Source organism: Clostridium sp. CM036 (assembly GCF_055081135.1).
The window spans coordinates 3,304,880-3,320,078 of record NZ_CM143652.1 but is presented as its reverse complement, the minus strand read 5'-3'; the positions used below and the strand labels follow the sequence as shown (position 1 = coordinate 3,320,078).

Below are 15,199 nucleotides of genomic sequence, written 5' to 3'. Positions count from 1 at the left end.
TATGTGATTACCTATTAATGGCTATGTATCTAATATATAATGTAATTGAAAACATTATAACAAAATACCTTAGATTTCTCTAAGTCATTTTGTTATTTTATAAACTATTATTTTACTAAAGTAATACGTTCCAGTGTTAAAAAACTGTATGGTGTTGTTTTATCATCATCAATATAACCAGTTTCTTCTTCTCTAATATTCCACTCCAAATAATTCAGCTCTGGGAAGAATACCTCAGCATCATATTCCTTATGCACTTTTGTTAAATGTATTTTATTACAATGGGGCAATAATAACTTATAAATCTCTCCTCCCCCTATAACAAAATATTCTTTACTGTCTTCTAAAGACTCTAATAATTCTTCCTTAGAATTTAAAACAGTAACTCGTTCATCATTTACTACAAAATTCTTATTTTGAGTAATAACTATATGGTGTCTTTGAGGAAGAATACCCGGAAGAGACTCAAATGTCTTTCTTCCCATTATAATAGTATTTCCACTTGTAATCTGTTTGAATCTTTTTAAATCTTTTGAAAAATGCCAAAGTAATTTATTATTTTTCCCTATAGCAAAATTTTCTCCAATAGCAACAATACACGTAAGCATTATACAGCCACACTCCCCATATTTATTTTCCCAAGGTGTTTATAATCTATTAGTTTAACATCTTCAGGTGTAAAGTCATAAAAGCTTTTAATTTCTGGATTAATCCAAATCTTAGGTGCTTCTAAAGCTTCTTCTTTTCTTGAAATCTGTAATTTTAAACCTTCAATATGATTTTCATATACATGTGCATTATTTATAACATGAGTAAATAATCCTGCTTTGAGTCCTGTAACATGTGCTATCATATGAACTAATGATGCATATTGACTTGTGTTAAATGGAATTCCGAGGGCCGTATCTCCAGACCTTTGTATTAACATACAATTCAGCCTTCCATCAGTTACATCCCACATAGTTAAAAAACAGCAAGGTTGAAGCGCCATTTCAGGAAGATCTTCTATATTCCATAAGTTCATCATCATTCTTCGGTCTTGAGGATTCTTTTTTAAAGCCTCAATAAGTGTATCAATTTGGTGATACTTAGCTATTTGAAAACCATACGCCTTCCCTATTGTGCCATCTTCCAAAGCCCATTCATCCCATATATGTACATTTTGTTCTTGAAGTTTTTTAACATCATTAGATTGGTCTTTGAAAATCCAAAGCAATTCTTTTACCGCAGTTTTAAATGCAACAAATTTAGTCGTTAATATTGGAAATTCTTCTTCTAAATCAAATTGCATAATTTGGTGAGGAAGTTTTAAAGTTGCAACCCCAGTACGATTTTGGTCATAATATCCTTTTTTAATAATTTTCTCTGCCATTTTAATATATTGTCTATCCATTTCATTTGACATAATTTATCATTAGTGAGAAAGTATCCATTAAGTATCCAAACCCACTAAATATTCACTTCCTTTCTATATTTCTTTTTTATTATATAGCTCAACCCTTATTTAGACTTTTTTAATATTAACGACTCTTTTTTCCCATTCCATTCTATCTTAACTAACATATCCCTATCAGTAGCTTTTGGAAGTCCTGCCGTCAGTTTCAATTTGCCAGCATGCACCTTACTATTATGATTTTTAAATTCGCCACTTTCTCCTTCATTATACGTATCTATAGAGTATTTAACATCTTTTACCAACTTACCATCTATCCCAGTGTACTTAAATGTATAATATGTGTCATGTGAGTTTTCATTACCATCGATTTTATACCCTACAGCCCAATTTGGACTCTTACCTTCATAATTAATTAAAACATCTTCAATGTCTAAACGTAAATTATTTGCAAGTCTAGAAAGTGCTTTGCAATTACTTTTGTCATTAGGATTTATAACTATATAATGTAAATAATTATATATAAGTTCCCTCTTTTCAGTAACAGCTTTCCACCTACTATTAGTTGTATTATTTTCTGATATACAGGAATTAAGTTCATTTATCGCGTTAAATAATTCATTACTATTCTCAACATTAGCATACGAAGTCGAATTTAATAAATTCAAAGCTGTATGTAGGTTAGATGCAGCCTTTATATAGTAATATTTTTTTTCATTCTCGTTTAGTTTACTGTAGTCCTGTGCAAAACAAGTTTGGGTTTGAGATAAACTGGATATAAATAATTCAGTCGCAGTTTTTTCTTGCTGCTTTAAACTAAGAAAATTATAAGCCCCAAATATCAAACTAATTATTAAAGCTATTATTAATAGATGCTTTTTCTTCATTAGAATTTCACCTTTCATACAAATTATATTTTATATTTTAGAATCTAAACAAAAATTTTTTTTTTAATATTATGATATATTAAGTTACAATTGAGTTTTAATTATAACATAAAGTATGCCTTTATATCATACATACTCTTCCCTCATCAAAACAACACACTTGTCATTTTTTTATAAATAAAAATTGTTGATTCGTGTTTTTAAATTTTATTTTAAATTGCTTTGGCTATAAAAGATATTATATGTGCTGCTGGAACTAATAAAAGCTGGGCTAAAATAGTACCCACTATCAATCCTCCAACAATAAAAATTATACATCTATCAAATTGCAATTGACTACATTCTCCTTTTAGTACATCGTCTGTCAGAATCGATATATATGGATCTACGAATATAACCATAAGTATTGCTGCCATGCCCGTTATCACACCTGATAATGTACTGCATGTACTTCTTAGTTCTGGATTTAAACATCCTGCATACAATGATGCTAAAACACCAACAGTTGCTATTGAAAAGGCTATGGTGTTAATTAAAACTATTTTCTTAGGTATCATTTTAAAACTTTTAAATTGTCCCAAATTTTCTTTTCTAGGTTTTGTAACACTACTTTTAAACTGCTCTATTCCTGATTTTGAAAACGAGTGTAATAACAATTTAGCTATAGAACGATTATAACTAAATGATTCTACAAGTTTTCCAAAAATTTTTATAAATGTTGGCATGAGTGCTGCGCCAATAATTGTTGCTATTGTTGTAGAAAATAGAATCCATCTAAATGTAGATAATAAACTTTGAGGGTCCCCGGCTTTTATAGTCTCTTCAATCCTTTTAGCTAGTAATGGTGCCTGTACTGTATTTGCAGTTCTAGAAATTAACGAAAAAATATTAAATACCGCAAAAGATACCGCTATTCTTCCCGTTCTTACACCAACAATTCTTACAGAATAGGCCAGTGTTGAAATTATGGAAATGACAACCGTAAGAATTAAAACAATTATTACTTGTTTAGACATATACTCCCCTCCGTCTTCCTTAATTTTTCTTAATATACTATTACGTCTTTGTTTCATTATATCGAATTTCAATAAACATTTCCAATATCATTATCATTAAACATATATATATTCATGATATAATATCTAAATGTGTCTTAAAATCATAAATAGGTAAGGAGATATACATTTGGAAATTATAAAGTCAGTTTTCTATTTTGTGCTAGCAGGTATATTTGAAATAGGCGGAGGATATCTTGTTTGGTTATTTTTACGCGAGGGTAAAAGTCTTTGGTATGGAGTTGTAGGCTCGATATTATTGATATTATATGGCATTATTCCTACACTACAGCCTCAAAATGCTAACTTTGGCAGAGTATATGCAACTTATGGGGGAATATTTATTGTCCTTTCAATCTTGTGGGGATGGAAAGTTGATAACGTACTCCCAGACAGATTTGATTTAATTGGCGGAGGCATTGCACTAATTGGGGTTATTATCATTATGTATGCTCCAAGAGGATAGAAAAGAAAAAAGTATATATTACTATTAATGCATTCACTTCACTAAGAACTACAATGCATTATACGTAATATATACTTTTTTTGCTCAAACATTCTGTACCCATAGGCAATTTCGTCATAAAATACCATTTTGTTAGCAGACGTCTCTATGATTTTTTATCCACTCAGATATTTTTTTCTGTTCTAATTCTCCTTTTGCTATACCTAATCCTAAATCCATTAATTCCTTTTGTGTAAACAATAATTTAATTCCATTATATTCCAATAAAATTAACATTACATATATGCCTGTTCTTTTGTTTCCATCTATAAACGTATGATTATTTATTATGCTATAGCATATATTAGAACATTTTTCCTCAATGCTTTTGTATAAATCTTCTCCACCAAATGTTGTTTTTGAGTTTTCAATTGATGATTTTAAAAGTTCCATATCTCTTATTCCATTTGAACCACCAGTAGCCAATATCAACTTTTCATGCAGTTTCAATACATATTCAATTGTTATATACTTCATTTAGCTAACTCATTAAATGCTTCTAAATTTTCAAATAATATTCTATCGGCAATTTCATCTAATTTTTCTTCCGATGATATTGACTCTTTACTAAACTCCTCAAAATCTAAAAGAATATATTTAGGTTTATTATTTTTCATTATAACTACAGATTTGTCCACATCTACTAATTTTGCTATTTTAGAAAAATTCTGATTAGCTTCTGATATCGAAACTATCTTTTGAGTGTTCACTAACATATTTATCCCTCCCATTATTTTTAGTTCTTATATACTTATTATATCATGTTTAGGATAAATTTAACCTAAATTTTGAAATTTATTATTTTATTTAAATTTTTCTTTTAAATCCTTTAAAGATATAAGTAACTCCAATACCCCCAAAAGCACCTATTGCATACCAATTAGCATTTCCTGTAATAAGTCCAATGGCTGCCCCTACCATCATACAACCAATCATTAGCCCACTACCTTCTTCATCTTCTTCCCTTTCATCATCCACACTATCAGTACACCCTGTATTTTTATCCTTCACTAGATCATCTAACGTTATTTCAAATAAATCACTCAATATTATAAGTTTGTTTATTTCCGGATACGTTTGTCAGATTCCCATTTCGATATTGACTGACGAGATACATTTAATACCTCTCCAAGTTGTTCTTGTGACAAACCTTTTTCTTTTCTTAACGTTTGTAATTTTTCTGAAAAACTCAACTTCATCACCCCACCTAAATAATACCCTAACATCAGCTAGCATACTAGCAATTTCCATTTGCTTTCTTGTCAACTTACGGTTGCAATTACTATAGCAACCTAAAAGCGACTGTTTGTTAATATAATTACTCTTCGCTAATACCGTTTTTCTCTTACTCTCTTCATGGTAATAATTACTCAAAAGTAACTGTACCCACTAAAATTAAAAATGGAAAGAGCATAATGTGGATTTTTAGACTTAATTCTTTTTCTTAGAGAATGCTAACAAAAGTATATATTGCGTAGAATGCGTTCGAACACTTAGCGACGTGAGCGCATTTCAGCAATATATACTTTTTGTTATAGCATTCTCTAAGGCTCTGAAATTTTTAAATTATTAATGTGCAATCCCTGAATCAACCTTTTGCTTTGAATTAATGTAAATACTAAGGTCTTCTATAATATATTCTCTTCCAGTGGTATGCAAAGCTTCATAGCTCGCATCAATATAATCAAAAACACGATATCTGTTAAAAAACTCTAAAGCTTCCTTGCCTTTTAAACCTTTTTCATTTTTATAATTTTCTATACAATATACTAAAAAGTCTAATTTTTGTTCCATTTTATGCCTCCTCTGGAAAAATAATTTTACCTGTTTTTATTTCTTCAACATAGAGACTATAAAGGGTAGGCACACTTAAATGCCAAACTTTCGTCTCCTCTTGCTCCAGCTTTTCATAAAGCTTTGATGAATAAAAATTATTTAATGCATCCTTATCAGAAATATTCATCTCTTTGGCAATTATTTGTACCAAGCGAGATACGATCACTTGTAAAATAGCTTGAAATTCTTTCGATTCACTCATCATATATCCTCCTCTATATCAGTATTTAACTGACCAATATAATGCAAATAGGTCAATGCCTTCTCTGTACAAAAGGTAACTTGATCATATAATTTTTTAATCTTCAATCTCTTGAGAGTTTCTTCTCTATCCAAGAGTCCTGCTTCATACAAACTGAAAACCCTATATATAGTATCATCAGCTACTGCTCCAATTATCACATCATACTGTTTTCCGCTATACATACCCTGTCTATTAGAAAAAACAAAATCCAGCCAGTCTCCATCAAGCTCGTCGAATTTTAGCACTTCAACTATATTTTTTATGTTGTCAAAATCAATCTCATACATACTAACTGCTTTAGTTTTACTATCATTTCTAAGCATTACTTTATGGGCAAAACTTATTGCCTGATTTTTATTTGTTGTTGTATAAAAACCTGTACCAAAATCCAATGTTCGTTTTGGTGTTAATAAAATAGGTCTCTCAACAATCACATTGCTACCATGGTATACAATCATACACGTCCTCCTATAACCTTTTGTATTAATCTATTTTCTTTTTTTAACTCAGCAAGTATATTTTTAATAATATATACAACTTATAATAAAATCATAACATGTTTTCTACATATTAGCCACAATATATTTTACTAATAATGGGAGTTACATACCGTAACAAAGCGAAAAATTTAATGATTCTCTTAATCATTGATTTTATTGATACCATACGCATCGGCGATAATAAAAAATATAATATTGATTTTAAAATTAGATCTTTATGTTTGTCTTTATCTCTATTCCTTATCTTTCAATATAAACAGCTCTTCAACTCTAACATCTAAATACTTTGCTAACCTCATAGCTAATTCTAATGTTGGATTATACTTATCATTTTCTATAGCTATAATTGTTTGGCGAGTAACCCCTAAATTATTAGCCAATTCCTCTTGCGTTAATTTATAACTTTTACGATGTTCTTTGATGCTATTTTTCATGATATTTCTCTTTGAAGTTGTGAAGTATTATCCCTTTAGTTATGTTATAAATAATGAATACCACTCCAATTATTATAAGAGGTAATCCTAATTTTCCACTAATGAAAATGTCAATAACAGCCCATATGATAAGAAATATATTAATATAAAGAAAAGTTACACTGATAGCTTTATCTGATACTTTCCGCTCCCTTTCATCCATAAATCTGAATCCAGCAGTTCCACTAATTAATGATTCCCTCTTTCCTCCAAAACGCTTATTGAATATTGCTTGATCAGCAAACATAAACAAAATTTGTGTATTCACTATAAAGGCTATAAGTGGATCAAGTGAAATTGAAACATAAATAGAAGAGTTAAATAAATATAAAGGTGGCAGCAATATTAAATTCTTATACATAATTGATAGAATACATAAAACCGATATGCCCAGTATTTCAAAAAAATAAGTATAGCGAACTGCAATGCGTTTAGAATTTTGTACACGCTCATTTTCTCTTAAAATCATTTCTAAATCCCTCCTAAATGTTAATACATCTTTACATTTATTACCTTTAACAACATTTCATAAGGAAAGTCTCCCACTGCTATAATATATTCTAATCCTGCATATGTGTCATTAATTGCAGTGGAATTGAGAATTTTTAAATATTAGAAATTCTTTTTTTTAAAGTGTTTGGAGGTATGGAAAACAGTTCTAATAATATAGAATTTGTTTTATTTAAGTCTCTTTAATTAAACGGAAGTACTGCTTGAACTTGCAAATTAAAAAAAAGCCTATTTTAAAGGCCTTTCAAAAAATTCTCCTTTAAAATAAAGCTTAACTTAGTACCACCAACAAAATATAGATATTCATTTTATCTATAAATCACCATATAGATAATCAAAGATAAAGTTGGTAAAAGTAAAAGTATATTTATTATATTAAAAATATAATCTTTTTTATTTTCATATTCTGCATTTTTAAAAAATTTATTTTTTAGTAACGAATACACAACTACGAATACAACAATTAAAGAAGTATGGTTATATTGAAATTGTTGCCAGGTGGAAAATAAAATTAACAACAAACATACTATTGTGCTGATTTTTTCAAAATAATATTTTTTTTTCATAGTCACCTCACTAAAATTAGTATCTATTAACGCTTATAGACACCTAAATTAATTTAATTTTAACTAATTTTAACATATTTAATGTATTTATTCAATATCACTCTTTTGAGATCATTTTTATCATTCAGGCTTTACTAAGAGATAAAATAACAAGTATGAAATTCTTCTTTTGCGAACATAAAATTCTTGTAAGCTTGCACAGGAAGTGCAAGCTAGCGAACCTGAGGCAAGACGCCGAATATGAGCGTTAAAGAATTTTATATAAGCAAAAGATTAGAATTTCTTAATGTAATTTCTAGTTTTTAGTTCGTTTGCAAGGCACGTAGGAGAAACTTCATACTTTTTCTATTTCTTATCCTTTTCTTTATTTCTCATTTTGTTCATCACATCTTTAAAGGTTTCATTATCCACCTTTACTATAGCAGTATCTTTTGGTAACTCCCTTGGTACAATAACTACTCCTAGTCTTTTGTCTCCAGCCATACTGCTATAACTAGTATCTTTTAGTTCTCCGGAAGGTTTTTTAATTTTAAGATTTATTGAATTAAATTTCCCTTTAACTATGTTAATAAGTTCTTCTTCATTCTCTATTTTACTCTTGTTCATCTGCACTATTAAATCTCCACTTTGAATCCCCATTTCAAAAGCAGGAGACTTAGGCGCTACTTCCAGTACCATAATTCCCTCTTCACTACTCATAAATTTTGGTTTTAAAGTGAGCTCCATGTACTTTTCTAGTCGTAGCATTGCCTCATGCAATATAGCTGCAAATATCAAAATAAATATTTGAAAGACTGACCCTGATACTGGTAATTGTGATACAGCTGTTAGCGCTATACCATAAGTAAGTACTAATGCTCCCGAAGTAAGCGCCTTCCTTTTCTTAAGCTTTGTAAATGTAATGCTGCTATATCCAATAACTCCATACAGTGCCATAGATGCTATAACCGAATTTTTTACAATCCGATTGACTATATCCCCTTTTATTAAACCCTTCCAATCAGTCATCATGAAGTTCTGCCCAACCGCTAATTCTGATGAAGACGCACTTAAAAGTATAAGTAAAGCAATTGGTAGTGCCCAATATCTTTTTAAGGCGAACCCGCCTATAATTTTTTGATCTCTATTAGTAAACACAGGAATAGCTCCTCTTGAGCCATCTATCATTACTAAGATCCCCTCTATAATATGTAATATTCCAACCAGTGACATTAAGGTCAGAATATCTATGTTTATAATATTCAATTGTGGCATATGTAATGTACTGGATGCATATTTAAACACTAGGCTCATCATTCCCAGAACTGCACCAGAATAAGAAAAACTAATATATCTAGGCTTAACTGCCATAAAAAATAACGACACCATAAACAATAAATAAATATTTGAATTTTCATCAAAAACTAACCCTGAAAATGTAAATAATAGACTTGCCACAGCACCGGCAAAAATTCCTATTACAATTTGAGATATAGTTAGTTCAAAAGGTGAATCTAAACTTTCTCCCATTATCATTTTCTGCATAGCTGCAGTCTTCTTATTTTTATTATAAAAAATTATTGCAATTATTATTAAAATAAACGAATTTGAAGGGTCAACAATTGCAAACGCAACTGCTCTTAAAGTATGTATTGCAATTTCCATTGATTAAAATTCTCCTTTCATATCACTATGAAACACGTAATATTATAAGCTATTAAAATGTCGTCAAATCATCACCTGCGGTGCTCAATATTAACGACTCCAGAAGGTGATTTATATTCCCACTGAACTTCTATTTGTTATATTATATAACTTACGATTATAGAAGTAGGAGACTTCCCTTCTGAAATGTCGTTAAAAACCAAGTATCTACCAAATTCATTGGTAGATACTTAAATTATACTTTTATTTTATTATTTGATTTTATCTTTAGCTATCTCTAAAGCTTTTTTAAACTGCGGATCCAAAGTTCTATCATATGGTTTCTCTTTAAGTGCTTGTGGATACACAACTGGCACTTCCGGTTTTATTCCAATATGATGTATATTCTCACCACTCGGAGTATAATATTTTGATATAGTAATTTTTAATGCTGTACCATCATCAAAACCATCAACGCTTCTGTAAAACATCCTTTGAACTATGCCTTTACCAAAGGTTTTTTCTCCCACTAAAGTACCAACTTTGTAGTCCCTTATAGCACCTGCAAAAATTTCTGAGGCACTTGCTGAACCTTCATCTGTTAATACTGTTAATGGCATGCCTAATGCTAGGCCTCCCTTAGATTTATCTTCAGTTTTTCTCTTATTCTTATCTATAGTAGATACAATAACCTTTCCTTTAGGTACAAAGTTAGATGTTAAATCTACAACCTGATCTAAAAGTCCGCCAGGATTTCCTCTTACATCTACTATTAGACTCTTCATACCCTTATCTTGTAATTCTGACAATTTCTTTTCAAAATTCTTAGCAGTATTCTCATCAAACATTGTAAGCTGAATATACCCAACCGTGCCTTCTAGCATTTCGCCTTTAACTGTTATCAAATCGATCTTAGCACGTTTCATACTAATGTCAAAACTACCTTTTTCTTTTCGATTAATAGTTAAGGTAACTGACTCATTTGCCTTGCCCTTCATCATTGTAACAGCTTTTTCTAGTTCTTTTCCAGAGACTTCTGTTGAATTAACCTTTTCTATAACATCTCCAGAAATTAATCCTGCTTTTTTAGCTGGTGATCCATCAAAGGGTGCAATTACAACTATCTTATCGTCTTTAACTCCTACTTGTAATCCAAGGCCAGTATAAGCTCCTTGTGTTTGAGAATTAAAATCTGAAAACTCTTTTTTGTTCATAAAAGTTGTATAAGGATCCTTTAGAGAATCAGTCATGCCCTTTATAGCTCCTTCAACTAAAACATCATCACTAATTTTGCCATCATAGTACTCATACAATTTATTTCTGACTAAAAATAGTTTTTGAAACTTTAATACCTGGTCATAAGCTTCTCTTCCAATAGCTACTTTTCCATTTGGAATACCTAATGAAATTTGAGTGGAGACAAATAAAGTTATGGTATTAGTAATAAGTACTAAAACTATAATCCATATAACACACTTCATTTTCTTTGCTTTAGGTTTTCCACTACCATTTTCTAAAACTCTAAATTTTTCAGGCTTATTTTCATCGCCCATTTTATACACCTCTTTATTATTCTCTATATATTATTCTCTATATATTATCTATATATTCTCTATATATTATTTATGTAAATATAATAAATTTATAACACTAATAAGAAAATAAATAAATTTAACGACATTTCAGAAGGATAGTTCTCCCTTTCTATAAGTATATGTTACATACTACAACAAATACAGAAATTCAGCGAAAGCATAGATCTCCTTTTGAAGTCGTAAAAGCATCTTCTGCGAAGCTGTGCAGATTCGCAGAAGATGCTTTTATACTATACAACCAAGAATTTTCTTATCGATATAGAACTTCCTATGGCTCCAATAACTAAGCCACCCAACATAAATTGCCATAAAGTAGTACTTAATATCATATGAGGGTTTATAAGGGTAGCTCCTAATAATCCATTAGTAATCTTTAAGAAAGCCATTTTATAAGCATAATATAGTAATCCAGTAGAAATAAGTGCTCCTGCTAAACCTAAAATCATGCCTTCGATAATAAATGGCCATCTTATAAACCAATCCGTAGCACCAACAAATTTCATAATACCTATTTCTTTTTTTCTAGAGTAAACTGTAAGTTTAATTGTGTTTCCTATTAAGAATAAAGAAACAGTTATTAAAACTGCAAATAATGCAATTCCTATTATTTTAAGAGTATTTGTTATCTTTACAATTTTATCAACATATTGTCTGACATCTTTAATTTCCTCTATGCCTTTTAATCCTGTAGCATTCTTAACCACATCATTTATTACTTCAGGTTTGGTAACACTTACAACGTATGCAGTCGGAAAAGGATTTACCCCTTTACCTTCAAATCCTTTTACTAAAGCTTGGCTATCTTTGCCAAATTGTTTCTTTACTTTTGCTAGTGCATCGTTCTTATCCTCAAATCTAACATCTGTTACTCCCGGTGTTTTGCTTAAAGCATTTTCAACAGCTGATTTATCTGCTACTGTTATATCATCCTTAAGATAAATTCCCACCTCTAATTTAGCTCCTAGTTCTTGAATTCCTGCGTTAACATTAAAAACAATTAATAAAAACACCCCTAGAATAAATAGAGTAGCAGCCACCGTAGCCACTGACGCTATACTAACGGTTTTATTTCTTTTTAAGCTTTTTAAAGCATCCATAACAAAATTTTTAATTGTACTAATCTTCATAACCGTATCTTCCCCTTTGCTCATCTCTAACTATAACACCCTTTTCTATAGCTATTACCCTCTTTTTCATAGAGTCTACTATATTTTTTGCATGTGTTGCCATAACTACTGTGGTACCAGACTTGTTAATATCTTTTAAAATATCCATAATACCTAATGCAGTTTCAGGATCTAAGTTTCCTGTTGGTTCATCTGCTATTAGCAAAGTAGGATTATTTACTATAGCTCTCGCAAGAGAAACTCTTTGTCTCTCTCCACCTGAAATCTCATGAGGGAAAGCCATATATTTCTTTGATAATCCAACTAAATCTAAAACATAAGGTACTTTTTTCTTAATATCCTTTGCAGAACATTCTGTAGCCCTTAGTGCAAACGCCACATTTTCATAAATATTTAAAGACTCAATTAATCTAAAATCTTGGAAAACCACTCCAATTTTTCTTCTATGATAAGGCACCTTTTTTCTAGGTAATTTCGTTATATCCGTATCATTTATAATAACACTTCCCGTAGTTGGTTCTACCTCTTTTAAAAGTATCTTAACAAAAGTAGATTTTCCTGCTCCACTAGGACCTACAATGAATATAAATTCCCCTTTTTTAATAGTTATGTCAATATTCGACAAAGCCGTTACATTATTGTCATAAATCTTAGTTACTTTTTTAAATTGTATCATATTAAACTCTCCTTACCATACTTATGTAATTTGTTTCATTAAATTCATCAATAACATTATAACATACTGATTAAGCCTGTAATAATTTATAATATAAAATTTCCGTGAATATTATAAATATTATAAATAAATCGCTCGTTATGATTTCCTAAAAAACAAAGTTTATTATAGTTAAACAATATTATCCTATAAATTATTTAGAGACTTTTATACATACGTGCATAAAAGTCTCTAAAATTATTTTAAGGAAAGACCCTTTTTGAGAGCTTTAACTATTTCATCTGTAGTTAATCCATATGCTTTTAAAAGTTCTTCTGGCTTACCACTCTCACCAAAGGTATCTTTAACTCCAACTCTCATAACTGGTACTGGATGATTAGTCGTAACAACCTCAGCTACTGCCGATCCAAGTCCGCCTATAATGCTATGTTCTTCAGCGGTAACAATTAATCCAGTTTCGCGAGCTGCAACAATAATTGCCTCTTCATCAATAGGTTTAATAGTGTGTATATTAAGCACCCTAACCTTTATTCCTTCCTCAGCCAATATGTTATAAGCTTCCAAAGCAGCATCTACCATAATACCTGTAGCTATTATAGTTGCATCATGTCCTTTTCTAAGCGTTACAGCTTTCCCCAATTCGAATTTGTACTCAGGATCATCATTTACTGTGCAAACACCTGATCTTCCAAGCCTTACATAGCAAGGTCCGTGGTACTTTATAATAGCCTTTATAGCAGCTTCCGTTTCAACATCATCACTAGGGCTTATAACTACCATATTTGGTATACTTCTCATTAAAGCTATGTCTTCTATTGCTTGATGAGATGCTCCATCTTCTCCTACTGTGAGTCCTGCATGCGTTGCGCAAATTTTAACATTTAATTTTGGATAACAAATAGAGTTTCTTATTTGTTCAAAAGCTCTTCCTGCTGCAAATATAGCAAAAGTACTTGCAAAAGGAATTTTGCCACAAGAAGCAAGTCCTGCAGCTACGGACATCATATTTCCTTCGGCGATACCCATATTAATAAATCTTTCTGGAGCCACTTTTTTAAAGTCTGCAGTTTTAGTGGATTTAGATAAATCCGCATCTAAAACAACTATATTTTCATTTTCTAATCCTAATTTGGCTAAGGCTTTACCATAAGCTTCTCTTGTTGCAACTTTACCCATTATACAGTACCTCCAATTTCGTCTATTGCTTCTTGGCATTGTTCTTTATTTGGAGCGCTTCCGTGCCAACTAGCTTCATTTTCCATGAAGGATACACCTTTACCCTTTACAGTTTCGCAAATTATAACTGTTGGTTTTCCTTTTGTTTTTTTAGCTTCTTCTATAGCACTTTTAATTTGTACAAGATCATGTCCATCTATAGAAATAACGTTCCATCCAAAAGCTGCAAATTTAGCATCTACTGGATCAGAACCCATAACTTCCGAAACCTTACCATCTATTTGTAGTCTATTATGATCTACAAAAGCGGTTAGATTATCAAGCTTATAGTGTGCAGCTGACATAGTTGCTTCCCAAACTTGACCTTCTGCAAGTTCACCATCTCCAAGCAGTGAATACACTCTGTATCCTTTTTTATCTAGTTTTCCAGCTAATGCCATTCCTACTGCAGCAGAAATCCCTTGGCCTAAAGAACCTGTAGACATATCTACCCCTGGAATAGTATTCATATTAGGATGTCCTTGAAGCATTGATCCAAGTTTTCTTAGTCCCATTAATTCACTTTTATCAAAGTATCCCTTTCTAGCAAGCACGCTATATAATGCTGGTGCCGCATGCCCCTTTGAAAGTACAAATCTATCTCTGTCTGGATCATTCTTATTTTCTGGACCCGCATTCATCTCATTAAAATATAAAGTAGTTATGATTTCCACAGCAGATAACGATCCACCTGGGTGCCCAGACGCTGACTTTGTAACCATAGTTACGATATCTTTCCTAACTTCTTTAGTAATTGCTTTTAATTGTTCTAATGTTTTCTCCATATGTCTCCCCCTAATATTGCTTTGGTGTAGATAAGAACCAATAATTGTTATCTACCTGCATTCCTATTTATCTTATTTAATTATTATAACATAATTTTTAAACCTTTTATAAAATACAATAAAAAAGAAAAAGTATATATTACTATTAATGCATTCGCTTCCCTAAGAACTACTAATTTTATTTAAAATTAATCTGCTAAAAAACATAG

Annotated in this window: 19 protein-coding genes and 1 pseudogene; 1 reads left to right on the top strand and 19 read right to left on the bottom strand. The window is 30.7% G+C overall.

Annotated elements, in window-relative coordinates:
• Positions 1-107 precede the first annotated feature (107 nt).
• The 4 genes from ACWJKE_RS15760 to ACWJKE_RS15745 form a co-directional block, all read right to left on the bottom strand.
• Positions 108-608 carry a dihydrofolate reductase gene (locus ACWJKE_RS15760; protein WP_216302628.1) on the bottom strand — a complete coding sequence of 167 codons (501 nt, stop codon included), beginning with the start codon at positions 606-608 and terminating at the stop codon, positions 108-110.
• The gene (locus ACWJKE_RS15755) at positions 608-1,393 is read right to left on the bottom strand and encodes a thymidylate synthase (protein ID WP_375294772.1); all 786 of its coding nucleotides are present in this window, start codon (positions 1,391-1,393) and stop codon (positions 608-610) included. Before ACWJKE_RS15755 ends, ACWJKE_RS15760 begins: the two co-directional genes overlap by 1 nt.
• Before the next feature lie 107 nt (positions 1,394-1,500).
• Complete coding sequence (locus tag ACWJKE_RS15750) at positions 1,501-2,280, bottom strand: hypothetical protein (protein ID WP_462958982.1); 780 nt, start codon at positions 2,278-2,280, stop codon at positions 1,501-1,503.
• 212 nt (positions 2,281-2,492) lie between these two features.
• Complete coding sequence (locus ACWJKE_RS15745; protein WP_462958981.1) at positions 2,493-3,296, bottom strand: lipid II flippase Amj family protein; 804 nt, start codon at positions 3,294-3,296, stop codon at positions 2,493-2,495.
• 169 nt (positions 3,297-3,465) lie between these two features.
• On the opposite strand from ACWJKE_RS15745, the gene ACWJKE_RS15740 reads away from it, so the two are divergent.
• A complete protein-coding gene (locus ACWJKE_RS15740; RefSeq protein WP_220286159.1) occupies positions 3,466-3,801 on the top strand; it encodes a YnfA family protein in 336 nt (111 codons plus the stop codon).
• A 132-nt stretch (positions 3,802-3,933) separates the two neighbouring features.
• Here the strand turns inward: ACWJKE_RS15740 and ACWJKE_RS15735 are convergent, their stop codons facing one another.
• The 15 genes and pseudogenes from ACWJKE_RS15735 to ACWJKE_RS15665 form a co-directional block, all read right to left on the bottom strand.
• Positions 3,934-4,317 carry a type II toxin-antitoxin system death-on-curing family toxin gene (locus ACWJKE_RS15735; protein ID WP_220286160.1) on the bottom strand — a complete coding sequence of 128 codons (384 nt, stop codon included), beginning with the start codon at positions 4,315-4,317 and terminating at the stop codon, positions 3,934-3,936.
• On the bottom strand, positions 4,314-4,556 hold the full coding sequence (locus tag ACWJKE_RS15730; RefSeq protein WP_220286161.1) for a type II toxin-antitoxin system Phd/YefM family antitoxin: 243 nt from the start codon (positions 4,554-4,556) through the stop codon (positions 4,314-4,316). The genes ACWJKE_RS15735 and ACWJKE_RS15730 overlap by 4 nt, the downstream gene beginning before the upstream one ends.
• A 91-nt stretch (positions 4,557-4,647) precedes the next feature.
• Positions 4,648-5,033 (bottom strand): annotated as a pseudogene (locus ACWJKE_RS15725) (helix-turn-helix domain-containing protein).
• Between the two features lie 376 nt (positions 5,034-5,409).
• Positions 5,410-5,634: a DUF3791 domain-containing protein gene (locus ACWJKE_RS15720; protein WP_216302624.1), complete on the bottom strand. Its 225-nt coding sequence runs from the start codon at positions 5,632-5,634 to the stop codon at positions 5,410-5,412.
• 1 nt (position 5,635) lies between these two features.
• Positions 5,636-5,878, bottom strand: coding sequence for a hypothetical protein (locus ACWJKE_RS15715; RefSeq protein WP_216302623.1), 243 nt, complete (start codon positions 5,876-5,878; stop codon positions 5,636-5,638).
• Positions 5,878-6,378 (bottom strand): DUF3990 domain-containing protein, encoded by a 501-nt coding sequence (locus tag ACWJKE_RS15710; protein WP_220286162.1) that lies wholly within the window; start codon positions 6,376-6,378, stop codon positions 5,878-5,880. Before ACWJKE_RS15710 ends, ACWJKE_RS15715 begins: the two co-directional genes overlap by 1 nt.
• A gap of 275 nt (positions 6,379-6,653) precedes the next feature.
• A complete protein-coding gene (locus ACWJKE_RS15705; protein ID WP_165412532.1) occupies positions 6,654-6,854 on the bottom strand; it encodes a helix-turn-helix transcriptional regulator in 201 nt (66 codons plus the stop codon).
• Positions 6,844-7,362, bottom strand: a complete 519-nt coding sequence (locus ACWJKE_RS15700) for a hypothetical protein (protein ID WP_462952752.1) — start codon at positions 7,360-7,362, stop codon at positions 6,844-6,846. Before ACWJKE_RS15700 ends, ACWJKE_RS15705 begins: the two co-directional genes overlap by 11 nt.
• Before the next feature lie 349 nt (positions 7,363-7,711).
• On the bottom strand, positions 7,712-7,969 hold the full coding sequence (locus tag ACWJKE_RS15695) for a hypothetical protein (protein ID WP_462958980.1): 258 nt from the start codon (positions 7,967-7,969) through the stop codon (positions 7,712-7,714).
• A 345-nt stretch (positions 7,970-8,314) separates the two neighbouring features.
• The gene (locus ACWJKE_RS15690; RefSeq protein WP_462958979.1) at positions 8,315-9,613 is read right to left on the bottom strand and encodes a PDZ domain-containing protein; all 1,299 of its coding nucleotides are present in this window, start codon (positions 9,611-9,613) and stop codon (positions 8,315-8,317) included.
• A 251-nt stretch (positions 9,614-9,864) separates the two neighbouring features.
• The gene (locus ACWJKE_RS15685; RefSeq protein WP_220286208.1) at positions 9,865-11,073 is read right to left on the bottom strand and encodes a S41 family peptidase; all 1,209 of its coding nucleotides are present in this window, start codon (positions 11,071-11,073) and stop codon (positions 9,865-9,867) included.
• A gap of 344 nt (positions 11,074-11,417) precedes the next feature.
• The gene (ftsX, locus tag ACWJKE_RS15680; RefSeq protein WP_216302618.1) at positions 11,418-12,314 is read right to left on the bottom strand and encodes a permease-like cell division protein FtsX; all 897 of its coding nucleotides are present in this window, start codon (positions 12,312-12,314) and stop codon (positions 11,418-11,420) included.
• On the bottom strand, positions 12,304-12,990 hold the full coding sequence (gene ftsE / locus ACWJKE_RS15675) for a cell division ATP-binding protein FtsE (RefSeq protein ID WP_165412528.1): 687 nt from the start codon (positions 12,988-12,990) through the stop codon (positions 12,304-12,306). Before ftsE ends, ftsX begins: the two co-directional genes overlap by 11 nt.
• A 237-nt stretch (positions 12,991-13,227) precedes the next feature.
• The gene (locus ACWJKE_RS15670; RefSeq protein ID WP_216302617.1) at positions 13,228-14,166 is read right to left on the bottom strand and encodes a transketolase family protein; all 939 of its coding nucleotides are present in this window, start codon (positions 14,164-14,166) and stop codon (positions 13,228-13,230) included.
• Complete coding sequence (locus ACWJKE_RS15665; RefSeq protein WP_216302616.1) at positions 14,166-14,990, bottom strand: transketolase; 825 nt, start codon at positions 14,988-14,990, stop codon at positions 14,166-14,168. Before ACWJKE_RS15665 ends, ACWJKE_RS15670 begins: the two co-directional genes overlap by 1 nt.
• Positions 14,991-15,199: the final 209 nt, after the last annotated feature.